Annotated in this window: 31 protein-coding genes; 28 read left to right on the plus strand and 3 right to left on the minus strand. The window is 55.8% G+C overall.

Annotated features, from left to right (window positions below; genetic code table 11):
• Window positions 1-42: 42 nt before the first annotated feature.
• Both QP868_RS07880 and QP868_RS07885 read right to left on the minus strand, forming a co-directional pair.
• A complete protein-coding gene (locus QP868_RS07880) occupies window positions 43-1,068 on the minus strand; it encodes a 6-phosphofructokinase (RefSeq protein ID WP_284926051.1) in 1,026 nt (341 codons plus the stop codon).
• 112 nt (window positions 1,069-1,180) lie between these two features.
• Entirely contained in the window at window positions 1,181-1,963 is a 783-nt protein-coding gene (locus QP868_RS07885; RefSeq protein ID WP_284926052.1) for a DUF1707 SHOCT-like domain-containing protein, read from the minus strand.
• A gap of 404 nt (window positions 1,964-2,367) precedes the next feature.
• Here QP868_RS07885 and rpsL point away from each other — a divergent pair, with 404 nt between their 5' ends.
• The 24 genes from rpsL (at window position 2,368) to rplO (ending at window position 16,508) form a co-directional block, all read left to right on the plus strand.
• On the plus strand, window positions 2,368-2,742 hold the full coding sequence (gene rpsL, locus QP868_RS07890; protein ID WP_005881551.1) for a 30S ribosomal protein S12: 375 nt from the start codon (window positions 2,368-2,370) through the stop codon (window positions 2,740-2,742).
• Window positions 2,742-3,212, plus strand: a complete 471-nt coding sequence (gene rpsG / locus QP868_RS07895; RefSeq protein WP_005881550.1) for a 30S ribosomal protein S7 — start codon at window positions 2,742-2,744, stop codon at window positions 3,210-3,212. The genes rpsL and rpsG overlap by 1 nt, the downstream gene beginning before the upstream one ends.
• A gap of 73 nt (window positions 3,213-3,285) precedes the next feature.
• Complete coding sequence (fusA, locus tag QP868_RS07900) at window positions 3,286-5,391, plus strand: elongation factor G (RefSeq protein ID WP_005881548.1); 2,106 nt, start codon at window positions 3,286-3,288, stop codon at window positions 5,389-5,391.
• 97 nt (window positions 5,392-5,488) lie between these two features.
• Window positions 5,489-6,682, plus strand: coding sequence for an elongation factor Tu (gene tuf, locus QP868_RS07905; protein WP_005881543.1), 1,194 nt, complete (start codon window positions 5,489-5,491; stop codon window positions 6,680-6,682).
• A 386-nt stretch (window positions 6,683-7,068) separates the two neighbouring features.
• Window positions 7,069-7,377 carry a 30S ribosomal protein S10 gene (gene rpsJ / locus QP868_RS07910; RefSeq protein ID WP_040347502.1) on the plus strand — a complete coding sequence of 103 codons (309 nt, stop codon included), beginning with the start codon at window positions 7,069-7,071 and terminating at the stop codon, window positions 7,375-7,377.
• Between the two features lie 14 nt (window positions 7,378-7,391).
• Window positions 7,392-8,066 (plus strand): 50S ribosomal protein L3, encoded by a 675-nt coding sequence (gene rplC / locus QP868_RS07915; RefSeq protein WP_284926053.1) that lies wholly within the window; start codon window positions 7,392-7,394, stop codon window positions 8,064-8,066.
• Between the two features lie 6 nt (window positions 8,067-8,072).
• A complete protein-coding gene (rplD, locus tag QP868_RS07920) occupies window positions 8,073-8,744 on the plus strand; it encodes a 50S ribosomal protein L4 (RefSeq protein ID WP_284926054.1) in 672 nt (223 codons plus the stop codon).
• Window positions 8,741-9,040 carry a 50S ribosomal protein L23 gene (rplW, locus tag QP868_RS07925; RefSeq protein ID WP_005881536.1) on the plus strand — a complete coding sequence of 100 codons (300 nt, stop codon included), beginning with the start codon at window positions 8,741-8,743 and terminating at the stop codon, window positions 9,038-9,040. The genes rplD and rplW overlap by 4 nt, the downstream gene beginning before the upstream one ends.
• A gap of 30 nt (window positions 9,041-9,070) precedes the next feature.
• Complete coding sequence (rplB, locus tag QP868_RS07930; RefSeq protein WP_005881534.1) at window positions 9,071-9,907, plus strand: 50S ribosomal protein L2; 837 nt, start codon at window positions 9,071-9,073, stop codon at window positions 9,905-9,907.
• A gap of 15 nt (window positions 9,908-9,922) precedes the next feature.
• A complete protein-coding gene (rpsS, locus tag QP868_RS07935; RefSeq protein WP_005881532.1) occupies window positions 9,923-10,204 on the plus strand; it encodes a 30S ribosomal protein S19 in 282 nt (93 codons plus the stop codon).
• A 36-nt stretch (window positions 10,205-10,240) separates the two neighbouring features.
• Complete coding sequence (gene rplV / locus QP868_RS07940; protein ID WP_005881530.1) at window positions 10,241-10,615, plus strand: 50S ribosomal protein L22; 375 nt, start codon at window positions 10,241-10,243, stop codon at window positions 10,613-10,615.
• Complete coding sequence (gene rpsC / locus QP868_RS07945) at window positions 10,615-11,421, plus strand: 30S ribosomal protein S3 (RefSeq protein ID WP_102238557.1); 807 nt, start codon at window positions 10,615-10,617, stop codon at window positions 11,419-11,421. Before rplV ends, rpsC begins: the two co-directional genes overlap by 1 nt.
• A gap of 3 nt (window positions 11,422-11,424) precedes the next feature.
• The gene (gene rplP / locus QP868_RS07950) at window positions 11,425-11,841 is read left to right on the plus strand and encodes a 50S ribosomal protein L16 (protein WP_005881527.1); all 417 of its coding nucleotides are present in this window, start codon (window positions 11,425-11,427) and stop codon (window positions 11,839-11,841) included.
• A 2-nt stretch (window positions 11,842-11,843) separates the two neighbouring features.
• Window positions 11,844-12,095 carry a 50S ribosomal protein L29 gene (gene rpmC, locus QP868_RS07955; protein WP_005881525.1) on the plus strand — a complete coding sequence of 84 codons (252 nt, stop codon included), beginning with the start codon at window positions 11,844-11,846 and terminating at the stop codon, window positions 12,093-12,095.
• Window positions 12,095-12,379 carry a 30S ribosomal protein S17 gene (gene rpsQ / locus QP868_RS07960; protein WP_005881523.1) on the plus strand — a complete coding sequence of 95 codons (285 nt, stop codon included), beginning with the start codon at window positions 12,095-12,097 and terminating at the stop codon, window positions 12,377-12,379. The genes rpmC and rpsQ overlap by 1 nt, the downstream gene beginning before the upstream one ends.
• Before the next feature lie 138 nt (window positions 12,380-12,517).
• Entirely contained in the window at window positions 12,518-12,886 is a 369-nt protein-coding gene (rplN, locus tag QP868_RS07965; protein ID WP_005881521.1) for a 50S ribosomal protein L14, read from the plus strand.
• 2 nt (window positions 12,887-12,888) lie between these two features.
• A complete protein-coding gene (rplX, locus tag QP868_RS07970; RefSeq protein ID WP_005881519.1) occupies window positions 12,889-13,254 on the plus strand; it encodes a 50S ribosomal protein L24 in 366 nt (121 codons plus the stop codon).
• Window positions 13,254-13,826: a 50S ribosomal protein L5 gene (rplE, locus tag QP868_RS07975; protein WP_005881518.1), complete on the plus strand. Its 573-nt coding sequence runs from the start codon at window positions 13,254-13,256 to the stop codon at window positions 13,824-13,826. Before rplX ends, rplE begins: the two co-directional genes overlap by 1 nt.
• A 66-nt stretch (window positions 13,827-13,892) precedes the next feature.
• Window positions 13,893-14,291 carry a 30S ribosomal protein S8 gene (rpsH, locus tag QP868_RS07980; RefSeq protein ID WP_005881516.1) on the plus strand — a complete coding sequence of 133 codons (399 nt, stop codon included), beginning with the start codon at window positions 13,893-13,895 and terminating at the stop codon, window positions 14,289-14,291.
• A gap of 17 nt (window positions 14,292-14,308) precedes the next feature.
• Window positions 14,309-14,845 carry a 50S ribosomal protein L6 gene (gene rplF, locus QP868_RS07985; protein WP_284926055.1) on the plus strand — a complete coding sequence of 179 codons (537 nt, stop codon included), beginning with the start codon at window positions 14,309-14,311 and terminating at the stop codon, window positions 14,843-14,845.
• Between the two features lie 2 nt (window positions 14,846-14,847).
• Window positions 14,848-15,228 carry a 50S ribosomal protein L18 gene (gene rplR, locus QP868_RS07990; protein WP_005881513.1) on the plus strand — a complete coding sequence of 127 codons (381 nt, stop codon included), beginning with the start codon at window positions 14,848-14,850 and terminating at the stop codon, window positions 15,226-15,228.
• Entirely contained in the window at window positions 15,225-15,872 is a 648-nt protein-coding gene (gene rpsE, locus QP868_RS07995) for a 30S ribosomal protein S5 (RefSeq protein WP_005881511.1), read from the plus strand. The genes rplR and rpsE overlap by 4 nt, the downstream gene beginning before the upstream one ends.
• Window positions 15,872-16,054, plus strand: a complete 183-nt coding sequence (gene rpmD, locus QP868_RS08000) for a 50S ribosomal protein L30 (protein WP_005881509.1) — start codon at window positions 15,872-15,874, stop codon at window positions 16,052-16,054. The genes rpsE and rpmD overlap by 1 nt, the downstream gene beginning before the upstream one ends.
• Window position 16,055: 1 nt before the next feature.
• On the plus strand, window positions 16,056-16,508 hold the full coding sequence (rplO, locus tag QP868_RS08005; protein ID WP_102238567.1) for a 50S ribosomal protein L15: 453 nt from the start codon (window positions 16,056-16,058) through the stop codon (window positions 16,506-16,508).
• Window positions 16,509-16,633: 125 nt separating this feature from the next.
• Here the strand turns inward: rplO and QP868_RS08010 are convergent, their stop codons facing one another.
• Complete coding sequence (locus tag QP868_RS08010) at window positions 16,634-16,858, minus strand: hypothetical protein (RefSeq protein WP_284926059.1); 225 nt, start codon at window positions 16,856-16,858, stop codon at window positions 16,634-16,636.
• Between the two features lie 107 nt (window positions 16,859-16,965).
• Between QP868_RS08010 and QP868_RS08015 the strand changes: the two genes are divergently transcribed.
• The 4 genes from QP868_RS08015 to map all read left to right on the plus strand — a co-directional run bounded on the left by QP868_RS08015 (window position 16,966) and on the right by map (window position 20,666).
• Window positions 16,966-17,793 carry a hypothetical protein gene (locus QP868_RS08015; RefSeq protein ID WP_284926060.1) on the plus strand — a complete coding sequence of 276 codons (828 nt, stop codon included), beginning with the start codon at window positions 16,966-16,968 and terminating at the stop codon, window positions 17,791-17,793.
• A gap of 162 nt (window positions 17,794-17,955) precedes the next feature.
• On the plus strand, window positions 17,956-19,257 hold the full coding sequence (secY, locus tag QP868_RS08020; protein ID WP_284926061.1) for a preprotein translocase subunit SecY: 1,302 nt from the start codon (window positions 17,956-17,958) through the stop codon (window positions 19,255-19,257).
• Between the two features lie 21 nt (window positions 19,258-19,278).
• Window positions 19,279-19,842, plus strand: a complete 564-nt coding sequence (locus QP868_RS08025; RefSeq protein WP_284926062.1) for an adenylate kinase — start codon at window positions 19,279-19,281, stop codon at window positions 19,840-19,842.
• Complete coding sequence (gene map, locus QP868_RS08030; RefSeq protein WP_284926063.1) at window positions 19,842-20,666, plus strand: type I methionyl aminopeptidase; 825 nt, start codon at window positions 19,842-19,844, stop codon at window positions 20,664-20,666. The genes QP868_RS08025 and map overlap by 1 nt, the downstream gene beginning before the upstream one ends.
• Window positions 20,667-20,671: the final 5 nt, after the last annotated feature.

Here is a 20,671-nt window from a genome sequence, read left to right on the forward strand (position 1 = left end):
TGAGTTAGAGCCCAGGACGCACGACCTGAGCCCAGAAAATCTTTACCCCAAGAGCACCTGCAGTTCATCCCACCTGGACTGGGGGACCGTCTTGAGGTTGTCAACAGCAAGCGCCATCTGAACAGACGTGATGTCCACACCCGAAAGGCTTGTCATGTACCCCCATTTTTTGTGGTGAACCAACTCAACGGCCGCCATTCCCAAACGAGTCGCCAGCACGCGGTCATACGCAGTGGGGGAGCCGCCGCGTTGCAGGTGCCCCAAAATCGTGGCCCTCGTCTCGATTCCTGTTGCCTCTTCAATAAGAGGAGCCAAGTGATTGGCCACGCCACCCAAGCGCACACGGCCGTGCTTGTCACGACCGGCGTCAGAGACCTGGTCATCGAGGTCTTCGGGCACAAAACCTTCTGCCACAACAACAATGGGGGCACGACCTCGGTCCCGGGCAGAACGCACCCACGTGTAGATCTGCTCATAGGGGACCGGGAACTCAGGGAGCAAAACGGCCTGCGCACCGCCGGCCATCCCCGCGTGCAGAGCGATCCAACCCACGTTGCGCCCCATCACTTCCACAACCATGCAGCGGTGGTGGGACTCAGCCGTGGTGCGCAACGCGTCCAGCGACTCAGTTGCAATCGAGGCTGCCGTGTCGAACCCGAACGTGTAATCCGTGTTGTTCAGATCGTTGTCAATGGTTTTCGGGACGCCCACAACCGGCATGCCTTCGTCGTCGGCCAAGCGGGCTGCGCCGGCCAGCGTCCCCTCGCCACCAATCGCGATGATCGCGTCGATGTTGTGTTCCTTCATGACACGTTTCATCTGGTCTGGCCCACCCTGGGAGTACGGGTGGGTGCGGGACGTACCCAAGATAGTTCCACCTCGGCCGGAAATTCCCCGGACGTCATGCGTAGTCAGCGGGGCGTAATCTGCCTCCAACAATCCACGCCACCCATCTCTGAGGCCCACGAACGTGTCGCCAGTTTCACGCACGCCCTTACGCACCGCCCCACGAATGACAGCGTTGAGCCCGGGGCAGTCGCCGCCGGATGTCAAGATTCCAATGTTCATACCGGTCTCCTTAGGTCTACTGCTGTTGCTGGTTGTTGGTTGCCGTTATGTGTTGAGTGGTCGCTTGTTGGTGGGGGACTGGCTGGTGGGTGCGTGGTCAGGGTTGCCGTGGCTACTGTTGGGTTTGGCGGTAGCCGCGTGCCAGCATGACGTCGTCGCCGCCTAGTAGGTTGAAGCCACTAATGATGAGTGTGCCGTTGGATCCGTCGCCGCGTGCGTTTTGTGCGATGTCTACGCCGCCCAGGATCGAAATGCTTTTGTCGATGATGCGCACGCCTGGGGGAACGTAGATGTCGTGCCCGCCTAAGAAGTTGACGCTTTCGATTGTGAACTCAACGCCTGGTCCCATCACGTCGCACAGGTCGTAGTCGTTGCCTCCCAGCATGGCTAGCGCGTTGACCTTAGGGGTGTTTGGGGCGACAACTTGGTCTGAACCGCTCAGAATACAGATTGCGGTGTCACTTTTGCCATTCCCGGGTTTGGCAGGCTGGATGGGGCCGGGGCGTTGGTTGGTATATGGCCCGAGGTGGGACCCGGGTTTGGTTGCTACGTCAGTGTTTCCGCGGCGGGCAGTGTCCCGTGAGCGGAGCTCTTGTTCGAGTTCGTCAGCTTCGGGAATGTCCTCGATGAGTTCCGGGAGCTGGTCGATGTACATGGCTTTGAGGGCTTGCGAATGGCGTTCGTCGAATTCGAGTGCGGTCAGTTGGCCACGTGAAAGAGCGTCTGACAAGGCAGATACTACGGCGTCACGGTCTGTGTCACTTGCACGAGTGCGACGTTGTTGCGACTGCTGTGGAGCTAACTTCTCAATTGGGTTGTGCTCGTTGTTCTTGGGGTCAGGTTGGGGCTTTGCGAGGTCTTTGCCTTCACCGGGCTGAGCGCTAGAGTTGAGCATGTTTTGATCCTATCGATTTAGTGCCCAGTCTAGTTTCGTGAAGTAGTTTTCGCTTGGCAGTTTGGGGTTTTTCACTCTCAAATAAGATGAACAACCGCTGAACGATTGTGACTCAAATTGACGCTGACCGTGAGTGGCGTTTACGCTTGACTGTGGTTGTTTTTGAAGCGACCGTGCTTGCGTGCGTGCATTCAAGCACTCTCACGCGCGAAAAGCGCAGAACAGATAGAAGCGATTCTACGGTTTTGTCTGGAATGTGTCCCTCCGACACACCCGAACGCGGGGGTTGGAGTAACGCGTGAGGACTGTGATTGGGCAGGTAGCTTCACCCGATCGCAGGTGGACATGTCCACTGCTCAACCAGAGCAGTGGAATTAGGAATACTGAGAAGCAATGGAGAACTAGTGCCAACTATTCAGCAGCTCGTCCGTAAAGGACGGCACGACAAGGCCGCGAAGAACGCGACGCCTGCCCTTTTGGGTAGCCCGCAGCGTCGTGGCGTGTGCACCCGTGTGTACACAACTACCCCGAAGAAGCCCAACTCAGCCCTGCGCAAGGTTGCTCGTGTCAAGCTTTCTTCCCAGATTGAAGTAACCGCCTACATCCCGGGTGAAGGGCACAACCTGCAGGAGCACTCGATTGTGCTCGTGCGTGGTGGACGTGTGAAGGACCTCCCTGGTGTCCGCTACAAGATTGTGCGTGGTTCACTCGACACCCAGGGTGTCAAGGGACGCCAGCAGGCACGTAGCCGTTACGGAGCCAAGAGGGAGAAGAAGTAATGCCACGTAAAGGACCCGCACCTAAGCGCCCGGTTGTTATTGACCCAGTTCACAACTCACCGCTTGTCACCCAGCTCATTAACAAGGTTCTGCTCGACGGTAAGCGTTCCACAGCAGAACGTATTGTTTACGGAGCTCTTGAAGGTGCAAGCGCAAAGGCCAACATGGAGCCAGTTCAGTTGCTGAAGAAGGCTCTGGACAACATCCGCCCGGCCCTTGAAGTTCGTTCCCGCCGTGTTGGTGGTGCCACGTACCAGGTTCCAGTTGACGTGCGTCCTGCACGTTCAACCACGCTTGCTCTGCGCTGGCTCGTAGGTTTCTCCCGTCAGCGTCGTGAAAAGACCATGACGGAACGCCTCATGAACGAAATCCTTGACGCAAGCAACGGTCTTGGTGCCGCTGTTAAGCGTCGTGAAGATACTCACAAGATGGCCGAATCCAACAAGGCCTTCGCTCACTACCGCTGGTAGTCGCTAATCTGGGGTAGGGGTAACTACCCTTACCCCAGGTCCGAGCAAGTCAACGAGACGAGAGAGAGACACCGTGGCACTCGAAGTGCTTAGCGATCTTAAGAAAGTTCGCAACATCGGCATTATGGCGCACATTGACGCCGGAAAGACCACCACCACTGAACGTATCCTGTTCTACACAGGTGTGAACTACAAGCTCGGCGAAACCCACGACGGTGCGTCGACTATGGACTGGATGGAACAGGAGCAGGAGCGCGGTATTACCATTACCTCCGCTGCAACAACCTGCTACTGGGAAGACAACCAGATCAACATCATTGACACCCCAGGCCACGTTGACTTCACCGTTGAGGTAGAACGCTCACTGCGTGTTCTTGACGGTGCTGTCGCTGTGTTCGACGGTAAGGAAGGTGTTGAACCACAGTCCGAAACCGTGTGGCGTCAGGCTGATAAGTACAACGTTCCACGTGTGTGCTTCGTCAACAAGATGGACAAGCTCGGTGCCGACTTCTACCACACCGTTGAAACCATTAAGGACCGCCTGGGTGCTAAGCCTCTGGTGATCCAGCTTCCAATCGGTGCGGAATCAGACTTTGAGGGTGTCGTCGACCTCATCACTATGAAGGCATATGTCTGGCCAGACGAAGAAAAGAAGGGCCAGGACATGACGGAAATTGAGATCCCAGAGGATCTCAAGGACCGCGCCGAAGAATACCGTGCAAGCCTCGTTGAAGACGTTGCTGAAGCATCGGACGAACTGATGGAGAAGTACCTCGAAGAAGGCGAACTGCCAATCGAGGACATCAAGGCCGGTATTCGTAAGCTCACCATCAACTCGGAAGCTTTCCCAGTGATGTGTGGATCGGCGTTTAAGAACAAGGGTGTTCAGCCTATGCTGAACTCCGTTATTGACTACCTACCGTCGCCTCTGGACGTCCCACCCGTTCAGGGACACCCAGTTAACGACGAAGAGACAGTTGTAACGCGTGAGCCTAAGAAGGACGGGCCATTCGCAGCACTTGCGTTCAAGGTTGCGACTCACCCATTTTTCGGTTCGCTCACCTACGTTCGCGTTTACTCCGGTACGGTGAAGCCTGGTGACCAGGTTCTCAACACCACCACCGGAAAGAAAGAACGTGTCGGTAAGCTGTTCCAGATGCACTCGAACAAGGAAAACCCTGTTGACGAGGCATTCGCTGGCCACATCTACGCGTTCATTGGCCTCAAGGACACCACCACCGGTGACACTCTGTGTGACGCATCCGACCCAGTTGTCTTGGAATCGATGTCGTTCCCTGAGCCAGTGATCTTCGTTTCGATCGAACCTAAGACCAAGGGCGACCAGGAAAAGCTTTCGACCGCGATTCAGAAGCTTGTGAAGGAAGACCCAACGTTCACGGTTAACCTGAACGAAGAAACCGGTCAGACCGAAATCGGTGGTATGGGTGAACTTCACCTCGACGTTTTCGTCGACCGTATGAAGCGCGAATTCAAGGTTGAAGCAAACATCGGTAAGCCGCAGGTTGCCTACCGCGAAACGATTCGCCGCACGGTGGAGAAGCAGGACTACACCCACAAGAAGCAGACGGGTGGTTCTGGTCAGTTCGCAAAGGTACAGGTCACCATCGAACCTATGGAGGTCGACGGCGACACGATTTACGAGTTCGAGGACGCTATCACTGGTGGTCGCGTTCCCCGTGAATACATTCCAAGCGTTGACGCTGGTATCCAAGACGCCATGCAGATGGGTGTTCTTGCGGGATACCCGCTGGTCGGCATCAAGGCCACACTTGTGGACGGTGCTTACCACGACGTCGACTCTTCGGAAATGGCGTTCAAGATCGCTGGATCCATGGTTCTTAAAGAAGCCGTGAAGAAGGCGAACCCGGTTCTTCTCGAACCTCTTATGGACGTTGAAGTTCGTACTCCCGAGGAGTACATGGGTGACGTCATCGGCGATCTGAATTCGCGTCGCGGACAGATTCAGTCGATGGAAGACGCCACCGGCATTAAGGTAGTAAAGGCACTCGTGCCACTGTCCGAAATGTTCGGTTACATTGGCGATCTGCGCTCGAAGACTCAGGGACGCGCCGTATATTCGATGCAGTTCCAGAGTTACTCTGAGGTCCCGAAGGCTGTTGCTGACGAGATCATCCAGAAGACCCGCGGCGGAGAGTAATCTCCGACGTTCGTCTGGTCGGTAAAGCGCCGATCAGACAGCAAATTAAAGGAAAGGCGCGGCCACAAGGGCCGCACCAACCACGAGGAGGAACCCAGTGGCAAAGGCTAGTTTCGACAGGACTAAGCCGCACGTCAACATCGGTACCATTGGTCACGTTGACCACGGTAAGACGACTCTGACCGCGGCAATTACCAAGGTTCTGGCTGACAAGTACCCCGACCTCAACGAGGCACGGGCATTCGACCAGGTTGACAACGCTCCAGAAGAAAAAGAGCGCGGTATTACCATCAACGTTTCGCACGTTGAGTACCAGACCGAAAAGCGTCACTACGCACACGTTGACGCTCCTGGTCACGCCGACTACATCAAGAACATGATTACCGGTGCGGCACAGATGGACGGTGCGATCCTTGTGGTTGCAGCTACCGACGGTCCTATGCCGCAGACCCGTGAGCACGTTCTCTTGGCTCGCCAGGTTGGTGTGCCATACATCGTTGTCGCACTGAACAAGTCCGACATGGTTGACGATGAAGAACTGCTCGAACTGGTTGAAATGGAAGTTCGTGAACTTCTGTCCAGCCAGGAATTCGACGGTGACGACGCACCAGTTGTGCGCGTTTCCGCTCTGAAGGCTCTCGAAGGCGACCCAGAATGGGTCAAGTCGGTTGAAGACCTCATGGACGCTGTCGACGAGAACGTTCCTGAACCAGAACGTGACATCGACAAGCCATTCCTGATGCCAGTTGAAGACGTCTTCACGATTACCGGTCGTGGAACCGTTGTTACCGGTCGTGTTGAGCGCGGTGTGCTTCTGCCTAACGAAGAGATCGAAATCGTTGGTATCAAGCCACAGTCGTCCAAGACCACCGTTACCGCTATCGAAATGTTCCGCAAGACCCTGCCTGACGCACGTGCAGGTGAAAACGTTGGTCTGCTTCTGCGCGGTACCAAGCGTGACGAAGTTGAGCGTGGACAGGTTATCGTTAAGCCGGGTTCAATCACCCCGCACACCAACTTCGAAGGCCAGGTCTACATCCTGTCCAAGGACGAAGGTGGACGTCACAACCCGTTCTACTCCAACTACCGTCCTCAGTTCTACTTCCGTACCACGGACGTGACCGGTGTTATCACCCTTCCAGAAGGAACCGAAATGGTTATGCCTGGAGACAACACCGACATGTCGGTTGAGCTGATCCAGCCAATCGCTATGGAAGAAGGACTCCGCTTCGCTATCCGTGAAGGTGGACGTACCGTTGGTGCTGGTCGAGTAACCAAGATCACCAAGTAATTTCTTCACTCAAACGCTCCGCAGCCTCCGGGTTGCGGAGCGTTTGTGTTTCCTGCGTAGGGGAGAAGTATTGGTGCCGAAAACGTTTGGCAATCAATCGCACCTGAATTTGCATGCCTTCGGCTACGTATGACAAGATAGACAAGTTGCAATTTTGGGCCATGACCCCTGCACTGCGTTGAGACGCGAACGGTCCAAGACTCCGGGACGAATCTTTAGGTTCAATCAACCGGCAACAAAATGAATGGAAACGTGAAATTTTGTCCGCAAGGACAAGACGACACGCCCGACCTCGGGGGTCGGTCACGCTCAGCTGGCGCAGACCGCGCGATCCGTTAGGACCGCGGTTGATGGCCAGGAAAACCGACAGATGGAGAAACGACGCCATGGCGGGACAGAAGATCCGCATCCGGCTCAAGTCGTACGACCACGCAGTCATCGACAATGCGGCACGCAAAATTGTCGACACGGTGACTCGCGCTGGCGCTACGGTTGTGGGCCCCGTGCCGTTGCCGACCGAAAAGAACGTGTACTGCGTTATCCGGTCGCCACACAAGTACAAGGACAGTCGCGAACACTTTGAGATGCGCACCCACAAGCGTCTCATCGACATTGTTGACCCAACACCAAAAGCCATCGACTCGCTCATGCACATCGACTTGGCTGACGACGTCAACATCGAGATCAAGCTCTAAAGGAGGGACCAGAAATGGCTAACACCCGTTCAAAGGCCCTTCCGACCACTCTTAACGTCAAGGGCTTGATGGGAACCAAACTCGGCATGACCCAGGTATGGGATGAAAACAACAACCTGGTGCCTGTGACCGTGATTTCGGCTTCCGCAAATGTAGTTACTCAGATCCGTAACGAAGAAGTTGACGGCTACAGCGCCGTTCAGATTGGTTACGGCGAAATCGACCCACGCAAGGTCAACAAGCCTGCCAAGGGTCACTTCGAGAAGGCCGGTGTTGCACCGCGTCGTCACCTCGTTGAACTTCGCACCGCTGACGCTGGCGAATACGAACTCGGTCAGGAACTTTCCACCGAGGTGTTTGAAGCTGGCATCAAAGTTGACGTAACCGCAAACACCAAAGGTAAAGGTTTTGCAGGTGTAATGAAGCGTCACGGCTTCGCAGGTGTGGGAGCTTCGCACGGTCAGCACCGTAACCACCGCAAGCCCGGCTCGATTGGTGGAGCAGCCACCCCGGGTCGCGTTTTCAAGGGTATGCGCATGGCTGGACGCATGGGTAACGTGCGCCACACTACGCAGAACCTGACTATCCACTCGATTGACTCCGAAAACAACCTGCTCCTCATCAAGGGTGCAGTGCCCGGACCAAAGGGTGCAGTTGTTCTCGTTCGCTCTGCTGCGAAGGGGGCCTGAGTTTAAATGTCTGAAAACCTAACCGTTGACATTCTCGACGCAAAGGGCAAGAAAGCTGGTTCAGCTGAACTGCCTGCGTCCATCTTTGACCAGAAGACCAACGTCCCGTTGATCCACCAGGTTGTCGTTGCACAGCTTGCGGCTTCACGTCAGGGAACACACAAGGCAAAGACCCGTTCCGAAGTACGCGGTGGTGGCCGTAAGCCATACCGTCAGAAGGGTACGGGTAACGCTCGTCAGGGTTCGATCCGCGCACCTCAGTACGCAGGTGGTGGAATCGTGCACGGTCCGGTGCCACGCGACTACTCGCAGCGCACTCCTAAGAAGATGAAGGCTGCTGCTCTACGTGGCGCGCTTTCAGACCGCGCTCGTCTTGGCCAGGTGTTCGTTGTGAAGAACCTGATCGACTCGGACGTTCCATCAACAAAGGCAGCGCGCCAGGCTCTCGAAGCACTTTCGGACCGCGCACACAAGCTTGTTGTGACGGAGCGCGACGACAGCATCACCGCGCTGTCAGTGCGTAACCTGCCAACCGTACACGTGCTCAGCTTCGATCAGCTCAACACTTACGACGTGCTCATGGCTGACGACATCGTGTTCACCGAAGCAGCTCTGAACAGCTTCCTTGAATTCGCACGTGGCGCTAAAGCTGGCGAAGCTCAGGAGGTTGCAAAGTGAGCGTGAAGTTCAAAGACCCACGCGATGTCATCATCGCGCCGGTAGTTTCGGAAAAAACGTACGGTCTCATGGACGAAGGTAAGTACACCTTCCTCGTGGACCCTCGTTCGAACAAGACTGAAATCAAGTACGCAATCGAATCCATCTTCGACGTGAAAGTGGCTTCCGTAAACACCCTGAACCGCCAGGGCAAGCGCAAGCGCACTCGCGCCGGATGGGGCAAGCGCAAGGACACCAAGCGTGCAATTGTTGCTCTGAAGGATGGATCGATCGACATTTTCGGCGGATCGCTCTAAGCGATTCTCCTTGAAGAAGGAATAGGACTCATGGGAATCCGTAAGTACAAGCCGACGACCCCGGGCCGCCGTGGCTCCTCGGTCGCCGACTTTGTCGAAGTGACCCGGTCTACGCCGGAAAAGTCACTGCTCCGCCCTCTTCCAAAGAAGGGTGGTCGTAACAGCCAGGGCCGTATTACGACTCGTCACCACGGTGGTGGACACAAGCGCCAGTACCGCGTGATCGACTTCCGTCGTCACGACAAAGACGGTGTCGTAGCTAAGGTCGCACACATCGAATATGACCCGAACCGCACAGCTCGTATCGCTCTTCTGCACTACGTAGATGGCGAAAAGCGCTACATCATTGCGCCAAACAAGCTGAAGCAGGGTGACCGTGTCGAAGCTGGAATCGACGCAGACATCAAGCCAGGTAACAACCTGCCGCTGCGCAACATCCCAGTTGGTACCGTGATCCACGCTGTTGAACTTCGTCCCGGTGGTGGCGCCAAGATTGGTCGCTCTGCTGGAACCTCGGTTCAGCTCGTCGCACGTTTTGGGCGTTACGCTCAGCTGCGTATGCCTTCCGGCGAAATCCGTAACGTCGACGCACGTTGCCGCGCAACCGTAGGCGAAGTCGGAAACGCTGAGCAGGCCAACATCAGCTGGGGTAAGGCTGGACGTATGCGCTGGAAGGGCGTTCGTCCAACCGTCCGCGGTGTTGTTATGAACCCGATCGACCACCCACACGGTGGTGGTGAAGGACGTACCTCAGGTGGTCGCCACCCGGTTAGCCCTTGGGGTCAGAAAGAAGGACGCACACGTCGTCCTAAGAAGGAAAGCGACAAGTACATTGTGCGTCGTCGTCGTACTGGCAAGAAGCGTTGATAGGGAGCCTCAGACATGCCTCGTAGCTTGAAGAAGGGCCCCTTCGTAGACGAGCACCTCTACAAGAAGGTTGCTGCTCAGAACGAAAAGGGCACCAAGAATGTAATCAAGACTTGGTCCCGTCGCTCGATGATCGTTCCAGACTTCCTGGGTCACACGATCGCCGTGCACGACGGACGCAAGCACGTACCGGTGTTCATCACCGAATCGATGGTCGGGCACAAGCTCGGCGAATTTGCCCCCACGCGGACGTTCCGCGGTCACGACAAGGATGACCGTAAGGGCCGTCGCCGCTAAGGCGACCGACTCTAAGGTCTAAGAAAGAAGGAAACGATGGAAGCCAAGGCGAAAGCGCGCTACCTGCGTGTGACGCCCCAGAAGGCTCGGCGTGTCGTTGACCTGGTTCGTGGTCAGCAGGCAACCGAAGCCCTCGCGGTGCTGAAATTTGCTGAACAGTCAGCGTCAGAACCGGTGTACAAACTGATCGCCTCCGGTGTTGCTAATGCACGCGTTCTTGCAGACAAGAACGGCGAAGCATTCAACGAGGACGATCTGTACATTTCGGAAATCTACGTTGACGAAGGTCCCACTATGAAGCGTTTTAGGCCACGCGCCCAGGGCCGTGCCTTCCGCATCAACAAGCGCACCAGCCACATCACTGTGGTGCTGTCTGACGAACAGGGCGCTTCACGAAAGGAGAACGCCTGATGGGTCAGAAAATTAACCCCAACGGGTTCCGTTTGGGAATTACCACCGACCACAAGTCGAAGTGGTTCACGGACTCCAACAAGCGCGGTCAGCGTTACGCAGACTTCGTAGGAGAAGACGTTCGTATCCGTGAAATGCTCCAGAACAACCTGGAACGTGCTGGTCTTTCCCGAGTAAACATCGAACGTACCCGTGACCGTGTGCGTGTGGACATCCACACCGCACGTCCCGGAATCGTAATTGGTCGCCGAGGTGCGGAAGCAGACCGTCTGCGCGGTCAGCTTGAGAAGCTCACCGGCAAGCAGATTCAGCTGAACATTCTGGAAGTTAAGAACCCAGAAATCGATGCTCAGCTGGTTGCTCAGGGTGTTGCTGAGCAGCTTGCAAGCCGTGTGGCATTCCGCCGCGCGATGCGTAAGGCGATCCAGTCCGCACAGCGTGCAGGTGCTAAGGGTATCCGTGTGCAGTGCTCGGGCCGTTTGGGTGGCGCTGAAATGAGCCGCTCCGAGTTCTACCGCGAAGGTCGTGTGCCACTGCACACCCTGCGTGCGAACATTGACTACGGATTCTACGAAGCACACACGACCTTCGGTCGCATCGGTGTCAAGGTCTGGATCTACAAGGGCGACCTGACAGACAAGGAACTGGCTGCACAGGAAGCCGCACAGCCAAGTGGTCGTGGACCACGTGGCGGTGGACGTGGCCGAGGCCGTGGTGGCCGTGGACGCGGTGGCGACCGTGGTGGACGCCAGCAGCAGAATGACAACAAGACCGAAGCAAAGGCTTCGGCAGGATCGGAGGGCTGACCCGTGCTGATCCCACGTCGTGTTAAGTACCGCAAGCAGCACCACCCTAAGCGTAGTGGTCTGGCTAAAGGTGGAACGGAAATTGCGTTCGGTGACTGGGGTATCCAGGCTCTTGAACCTGCGTACGTCACCAACCGCCAGATTGAAGCCGCACGTATTGCGATGACCCGTCACATTAAGCGTGGCGGTAAGGTCTGGATCAACATTTACCCAGACCGTCCGCTGACCAAGAAGCCTGCTGAAACCCGTATGGGTTCCGGTAAGGGTTCACCTGAATGGTGGGTTGCAAACGTGAAGCCTGGTCGTGTTCTTTTTGAACTCGCAGGTGTGAGTGAAGAAGTGGCACGCGAAGCTCTGCGCCTCGCTACCCACAAGCTGCCACTCAAGGCTCGTATTATTTCTCGTGAAGGTGGTGAGTGACCATGGCAGTAGGTTCAAAGGACCTCTCGATGGACGTCCTCGACGGCTATGACAACGACCGCCTTGTCGAGGAACTCAAGAAGGCTAAGGCCGAACTTTTCAACCTGCGTTTCCAGTCCGCTACCGGCCAGCTGGAAAGCCACGGTCGACTCAAGGCCGTACGCCGTGACATCGCGCGTATCTACACGGTCCTTCGCGAGCGTGAGCTGCAGATCCGCACCAACCCGGCCGATGCAAAGGAAGAGGGTAAGTGATGGCTGAGCAGAACGAAACGCCAGAAGTTGTCGAACGTAACACTCGCCGGACTATGCGTGGCTACGTGGTTTCTGACAAAATGGACAAGACTATTGTCGTTGAAGTCGAAGACCGCAAGAAGCACCGCCTGTACGGCAAAGTGATGCGTACGACTTCGAAGTACAAAGTTCACGACGAGATCAACACCGCTGGTGTGGGTGACCTCGTTCGTATCGTCGAAACCCGCCCGCTTTCGGCAACGAAGCGCTTTAGGTTGCTCGAAATTATCGAGCGCGCCAAGTAAAGCACTTTTACAACACCTCGGTCCCTCCCGGTCCCAGCTTTTCCAGGCTGGCTACCGGGACCCGAGGTGCGGGCATTTTGTCAATAACCGTTCCGTCAGGCTCATTATGAGAACCGACGAGACGACAGGAGAGAATCAGTGATTCAGCAGGAGTCGCGACTCAAAGTCGCTGACAACACGGGTGCGAAGGAAATCCTCGCAATCCGCATCCTCGGAGGATCTGGGCGTCGTTACGCAGGCATCGGTGACACCATCGTTGCGACCGTGAAAGACGCTATCCCCGGTGGAAACGTCAAGAAGGGCGATGTTGTAAAGGCAGTTGTCGTCCGCACACGTAAGGAACGCCGTCGTCCAGACGGTTCATACATCAGCTTCGACGAAAACGCAGCCGTCATTCTGAAGAACGACGGTGAGCCTCGTGGAACACGTATCTTCGGGCCGGTTGGCCGTGAACTTCGCGACAAGAAGTTCATGAAGATCGTTTCGCTTGCTCCGGAGGTGTTGTGAGTATGCCGAAGATGTACATCAAGAAGGGTGACCTGGTTCAGGTTATTTCCGGTGCACGCCAGTCCCGCGGTGGAGACCGTGGCAAGCAGGGCAAGGTTCTTAAGGTGTTCCCTGAGCAGAACCGCGTTCTTGTGGAAGGCGTCAACCGCGTCACTAAGCACAAGAAGCCAGCTCAGACTGCAACAGGCGCTACCGCTGGTGGAATCGAAATTCACGAAGCACCTATCCACGCTTCCAACGTCATGCTTGTAGACCCTAAGGACAACAAGCCAACTCGCGTGGGCTTCCGTGAAGAGAAAGTTGAACGCGACGGTCGCACCAAGACTGTTCGCATCCGCTACTCACGCCGTACTGGGGAGGACATCTGATGACAGAAGCAACTGTGTCAAGCCGTCCGTTGCCACGTCTGAAGCAGGTGTACCGCGACGAAATCGTTCAGAAACTTCAGGACGAATTCTCGTACGCAAACCCCATGCAGGTTCCAACGCTCACAAAGGTTGTTGTCAACATGGGTGTTGGAGACGCGGCACGTGACTCGAAGCTCATTGAAGGTGCAATCCGTGACCTCACCATGATCACGGGTCAGAAGCCTGTTGTGACTCGCGCCAAGAAGTCGATTGCGCAGTTCAAACTGCGTGAAGGACAGCCCATTGGTGCGCACGTAACCATGCGTGGCGCTCGTATGTGGGAGTTCCTGGACCGCGTAGTTTCGCTGGCTCTGCCACGTATTCGTGACTTCCGCGGGCTTTCGGACCGCCAGTTCGATGGAAACGGTAACTACACGTTCGGTCTGACCGAACAGTCGATGTTCCACGAAATCGATCAGGACTCAATCGACCGTGTTCGTGGTATGGACATCACCGTCGTTACCACTGCGAAGAACGACGAAGAAGGCCGTGCGCTGCTTAAGCACCTCGGCTTCCCCTTCAAAACAAACTGAACTACTACGTTGTAGGTCTGCGCGCTCAGGCGCGTAGAAACCCCAACGAGGAAGGGCACAAGCCCAATGACAATGACCGATCCAATCGCAGACATGTTGACGCGTCTGCGTAACGCAAACTCGGCGTATCACGAGGACGTCAGCATGCCTTATAGCAAGCTGAAGTCGAACATCGCCGAAATTCTCAAGGCTGAAGGTTACATCGCCGACTACCGTGTCGAAGACGCTGAAGTTGGTAAGAACCTCCAGCTCGACCTCAAGTTTGGTCCGAACCGTGAGCGTTCGATTGCCGGCATCAAGCGTGTTTCGAAGCCAGGTCTTCGTGTGTACGCAAAGAGCACCGCACTTCCTAAAGTCCTCGGTGGACTGGGAATCGCAATCCTGTCAACGTCCTCGGGCCTCTTGACAGACAGGCAAGCCGCAAAGAAGGGCGTGGGTGGGGAAGTCCTCGCCTACGTTTGGTAGGAAAGGAGAGATAGCAGATGTCACGTATTGGCAAGAAGCCCATCTCCGTTCCGTCCGGCGTCGAGGTGAAGATTGACGGCCAGAACGTCTCGGTTAAGGGACCTAAGGGTGAACTCGCACTCACCGTTGCTGAACCAATTAAGGTCAGCTTGGACGATGCTGAGATCACTGTGAGCCGTCCTGACGACGAGCGTGAAAACCGTTCGTTGCACGGACTTACTCGTTCCCTGATTCACAACAACATCGTGGGTGTCACCGAAGGTTACTCCAAGAACCTCGAAATCGTTGGTACCGGTTACCGTGTTCAGGCTAAGGGTAAGAACCTGGAGTTTAACCTGGGTTACAGCCACTCGATCACCGTTGAACCACCTGCAGGTATCGAATTCAAAGTTGATGGCCAGACCAAGCTGAGCGTCAACGGAATCGACAAGCAGTTGGTGGGCGAGGTTGCGGCTAACATCCGTAAGCTGCGTAAGCCTGAACCGTACAAGGGTAAGGGAATCCGCTACGCCGGCGAAGTTGTTCGCCGCAAGGTTGGAAAGGCTGGTAAGTAACCATGGCCTTTGGAAAGAAGCAAAGCTATGGCAAGGGCAAGGCCGCTGCGCGTGCCCGTCGCCACAACCGTCTGCGCAAATCTGTGTCGGGTACCGCTGCGCGTCCACGTTTGTCCGTGACGCGTTCGTCTCGCCACATGTTTGTTCAGGTTATCGACGATGTCGAAGGCAAGACCCTCGCATCGGCTTCCACCATGGAAGCTGACGTGCGTGCGATGTCCGAAGACAAGACTGCTAAGGCGCGCAAGGTAGGCGAGCTCGTCGCTGAACGCTCCAAGGCCGCCGGCATCGAAGCCGTTGTGTTTGACCGCGGTGGTAACGCATACCACGGTCGTGTCGCAGCGGTTGCTGAGGGTGCACGTGAAGGAGGGCTGAACCTGTGAGCGAAGAAAACAAGAATCAGCAAGCACAGGCTGAGCAGAACAACAACAAGTCTGATGAACGCGGTCGCGGCCGAGGTCGTGGCGAGGGCGGCGGACGTCGTGGTAACCGCGGCGACCGTGACGACAAGAACCAGTTCATTGAGCACGTAGTGACCATTAACCGCGTCTCCAAGGTGGTTAAGGGTGGACGTCGTTTCTCCTTCACCGCACTTGTGGTCGTTGGTGACGGTGACGGCATGGTTGGTGTTGGTTACGGCAAGGCAAAGGAAGTTCCTGCTGCTATTGCTAAGGGTGTTGAGGAAGCGAAGAAGAACTTCTTCCGCGTGCCTCGCATCCAGAAGACCATTCCTCACCCTGTCCAGGGTGAAGACGCTGCTGGTGTCGTCCTGCTGCGCCCTGCTGCTCCTGGTACCGGTGTTATCGCCGGTGGTCCGGTGCGCGCGGTGCTCGACTGTGTTGGTATCCACGACATTCTGTCGAAGTCGCTGGGTTCAGCTAACGCGATCAACATTGTTCACGCAACGATTGCGGCTCTGAAGCAGCTTGAGCGTCCTGAGGAAGTTGCGGCTCGACGTGGCCTGCCCGTTGACGAGGTTGCTCCTCACGCTCTGCTTGTTGCAGCGCAGAAGGGAGCTGCTTCCTAATGGCAAAGCTCAAGATTACCCAGGTGAAGTCAAAGATTGGTGGCAAGGAAAACCAGCGCCAGACTCTCCGTTCGCTTGGTCTTCGTAAACTGCACGACACTGTTGTGAAGGAAGACCGTCCGGAGATTCGTGGCATGGTGAACACCGTCAGCCACCTTGTAACGGTCGAAGAGGTGGACTGATATGGCCGACAACAAGGCACTGAAGCTCCACGATCTGCGTCCGGCTCCCGGTGCGAAGACCGCTAAGACTCGTGTGGGTCGCGGTGAAGCATCGAAGGGTAAGACTGCGGGTCGCGGTACTAAAGGTACGAAGGCACGCTACCAGGTTCCAGAGCGCTTTGAAGGTGGCCAGACGCCACTGCACATGCGCCTACCTAAACTGCGTGGTTTCAAGAACCCGAACAAGGTTGAATACCAGGTCGTGAACCTTGACAAGTTGTCACAGTTGTTCCCTGAAGGTGGAACCGTGACTGTTGATGACTTGGTTGCTAAGGGTGCTGTGCGCGCTAAGCAGCCGGTGAAGGTTCTGGGCACTGGTGAAATCACCGTGAAGCTCGACATCACGGCACACAAGTTCTCGAAGTCGGCAGCTGACAAGATCGCTGCTGCAGGTGGCTCGGCTACCAGCTTGTGATGAGTGAATAAGAAGAATGGGGAGGAACTTCGGTTCCTCCCCATTTTTCTTTGCCCGCTACCAGCGGAACTGTCCTCCGTGAAAGTGACCTATACTGCCCGAGGTGGGGGACACCTCGGCGGGGGTCACGCCTTGGGTTTGCTCAGTGACAATGTGATGTACGTGGCGATGTACGTGCAGGAGAATGCGAGCAGTCCGATAAAGGCCATCCATACCAGGATGTTTGGCACCGGGAGAGCGGCAATTCCGAAAGCGACGCAGGTGATGATGACAGCGATGCTCATGGCAGCGAGTGCTGAAGAGAATGCGCGGGCGCCGTTGGCAAGTTTGTGGACTGACTCTGCTTGCATGTTTATCTCCTGTGTTGGGTAGGTGAGAGAAGTAGGGGTGTTTTTCCACACTGATGGTATTGTGACGTAGCACTCACGAAGAACTCCTCCCGTTTCACGGAGAAAATGTGGCAAATAGGTACAGGATCACCCGGCTGGGCTTCGATGTCGTGTCTGTTTTTGGTAGCTTGTGGGCCCGCGCTTTGCCCATTCCAGTCATTGTGGCGTTGCTGGGGGAGCGTGGGTACTCTGAGTCTTCGGTGCGTAACCAGATTGGGCGTATGGTGACGCGCGGTGCGATGCGAGCGGAAAAGGTCGGCAAGTTTGCGGTGGTGTCGTTGGAGCCCCATGTCGAAGCGAATTTTCTGCAGGTCTCGCCGGCTGCGGTTACGCCGGTGTACGACGGCTCACTGTCGCTGTTGCTATATGAGGTTCCCGAGGTGTCCCGCACCTGCCGCGACAAATTGCTTTATATTGCGCAACACCACGGGTACGGGAAGTTGCGGTCTGGTGCATTGCTCGGTGTTGTTGACCGTTCACATGAGGTGTTGCCGTTCGTGGAGTTGCCACAAGATGCCTGGGCTACGGCGACGACGCTTCGCCCTGTCTCACAGCGGCAGGCGCAAGAGCTTGTTGAGCGTGCGTATCGCGTGAGTGAGAAGGTGCAAGAAATAGAAGGTGTGAGCACGCAGGTTGCGCAGCTTGAGCGCTCATACCGGTCATCGAGTGTGCTTTCGCCGCCAAAGTACTATGACGTGTTCTTTACGGCCTCAATGCTGGGTTTTCGGTTACCTTCTTTGCCGGATGAAGTGACAGTAGGCCCTAACCTTGCGGTTGTGCAAGCAAAGCTCATGAAAACGCTTCTGGAACTACATTCAGTTGCATTACGCGCCTCGGAAAAGGCTGTGGCCAACACGGTTCCCAGCGCGCATCTCATCGAGTATCGTGACCGCTAGAACATGCTCCGCAATTCTGAATGAGTAGGGGTTGCTGGCGGTTCACGGGAAAAGTTAACTTTCGCGTTACAGTCACAGCTCAAGTTACTGATAAAGTGCTCTGGTACTGTAATCGGATTTTTGGGCCACGGTGCGTGCCGTGGCCACTGTTTTGGAGGACTCTTGCTCGGCGCAATTGGGCGGGCCTTTCGTACGCCTGACTTGAGAAACAAACTCCTCTTTACCCTTGGGGTAATTGTTTTGTTCCGGCTCGGAAGCTTTATTCCCGCGCCTGGCATCGACTATTCGCAAGTTCAAACTTGTGTTGCCTCACCCGCTCTTGGTCAAGGTGCATTCGGGCTCATCAACCTGTTTAGTGGTGGTGCGCTCCTCAAACTTTCAATCTTTGCTCTGGGAATCATGCCGTACATTACGGCCAGCATTATTACGCAGCTTTTGCGTGTGGTGATTCCTCGATTCGAAGCACTGCACAAAGAAGGTGCATCCGGGCAGGCTAAGCTCACGCAGTACACGCGTTACATGACCATTGCGTTGGCGATTCTTAACGCCACCACCCTGGTGACTACCGTTCGCACGGGTGCCTTGTTCGGCAACGTGGACGCGTGTATGAACCTGATTGCGAATGACACGTGGTGGGGCATCTGCATTATTGTGCTGACACTGACCGCTGGTACCGCACTCATCATGTGGATGGGTGAGCAGATCACTGAGCGCGGTGTTGGTAACGGTATGTCGATCCTGATTTTCACCTCGGTCGCCGCTGGGTTCCCCGCCGCCTTGAACTCGATTCTGACGTCGAAGGGTATCGACATCTTCGCGATCGTCTTGGCCGTGGGTCTGTTGGTTATCTTGGCCGTGGTGTTCGTTGAACAGTCGCAGCGTCGCATCCCGGTCCAGTACGCCAAGCGCATGGTGGGTCGCCGCATGTTCGGTGGCACTTCCACTTACATCCCCATCAAGGTCAACCAGGCCGGTGTTATCCCGGTGATCTTCGCATCCTCAGTGCTCTACTTGCCAACGCTGATTTCTCAGTTCGGTGACCCGGAAGCCGGGTGGGTGCAGTGGATCAACACTCACCTCACACGAGGTGACCACTGGATTTACATTCTCACGTACGCAGTGCTGACGATCTTCTTCGCGTACTTCTATGTTGCGATTACCTTCAACCCTGAAGAAGTCGCCGACAACATGAAGAAGTACGGTGGATTCATTCCGGGAATTCGTGCGGGACGGCCCACAGAACAGTACTTGAGTTACGTGCTGACACGCATCACATTCCCTGGTTCGCTGTACCTGACCGTGGTTGCTTTGATTCCGCTCATCGCGTTGATTTTGATTGACGCAAACCAGGACTTCCCATTCGGTGGAACGTCGATCCTGATTGTGGTGGGTGTTGGTCTTGAAACAGTTAAGCAGATCAACAGCCAGATGCAGCAGCGTCACTACGAAGGTTTGCTCAGGTAGTTCAGAAAGGTAGCTAAAGCTATGCGCATCATTTTGATTGGTCCCCCTGGGGCAGGAAAAGGTACTCAGGCAGCTCGTTTGAGCGAAAAGCTTGGTATTCCCGCTATTTCGACAGGTGACATTTTCCGTGCCAATGTGAAGAACGAAACTGAGTTGGGCAAGACCGCTAAGCGTTACATGGACGCTGGCGAGTATGTTCCTGACGAGGTGACGAACTCCATGGTGCAGGACCGTCTCAACCAGGACGACACGGCAAACGGTTTCATGCTCGACGGCTACCCACGTACTGAGGCTCAGGTCCATGAACTCGACCGCATGCTGAAGGAAACTTCGCAGGAACTGGATCACGTGGTTGAGCTAACCGCTGACACTGACGAAATTGTGGCGCGACTGCTTGCTCGTGCACAGATCGAAAAGCGCGCCGACGACACCGAAGACGTGATCCGTCACCGCCTGGACGTGTACGTCGAGCAGACGCAGCCACTCACTGACATCTACCAAGAGCGCGGACTGTTGCGTAAGGTTGACGGTCTGGGCGAAATCGACGAGGTCACTGACCGCGTTCTCAAAGCTTTAGGAGTGTAATGTTCGGTTCCAAAGTGGAACTGAAATCGGACAAAGAAATCGCGCTCATGCGGAAAGCTGGGCTCGTATCGCGGGCGGCTCTGGAAGCCGCCCGTTCGGTTTTGGTTCCGGGAGTTACCACCGCCGAGGTCGACGCGGCTTCCGCACAGGCGATCGCTGACGCTGGCGCCACCTCCAATTTCTTGGGGTATTACGGCTATCCGGCCACCGTGTGTATCTCTGTGAATGAAGAGATTGTTCATGGGATCCCAGGTGACCGCGTGATCCGTGAGGGTGACCTGGTTTCCGTTGACGGTGGTGCGATTGTTGACGGCTGGCATGGTGACAATGCGTTTACCACGATCGTGGGTGATGGTGGGGATCCTGCTGACCAGCGTTTGTCTGATGTGACCGAGGAATCAATGTGGGCTGGTATCGCTGCGTTTGCTTCCGCTAAGCGGATTGGTGACGTTGGTGCAGCGATTGAGGGTTACATCATGGATGTGGCACCGGATCTTTCTGTTGTGGAAGATTTCACTGGCCATGGAATTGGCACGCAAATGCACATGGAGCCCGAAGTCCTGAATTATGGGGCTAAGAATCGTGGCCCCCGGGTTCGTCCCGGAATGGTGATCTGTATTGAACCAATTGTGGTGCGCGGTGATCAGGCGAACACCACACTGGATGACGAATGGACGGTCATAACTAACGACGGTTCACGTGCAGCTCACTGGGAGAACACGGTCGCAATGCACCAGAACGGTATCTGGGTTTTGACTGAGCCAGACGGGGGAGAAGCGCGCCTGGCGCCTTATGGTGTTACCCCTGTTCCACTGCCTGAATAGGGCGC

The organism is Brevibacterium sp. UMB1308A (genome assembly GCF_030230605.1).
GTDB lineage: Bacteria > Actinomycetota > Actinomycetes > Actinomycetales > Brevibacteriaceae > Brevibacterium.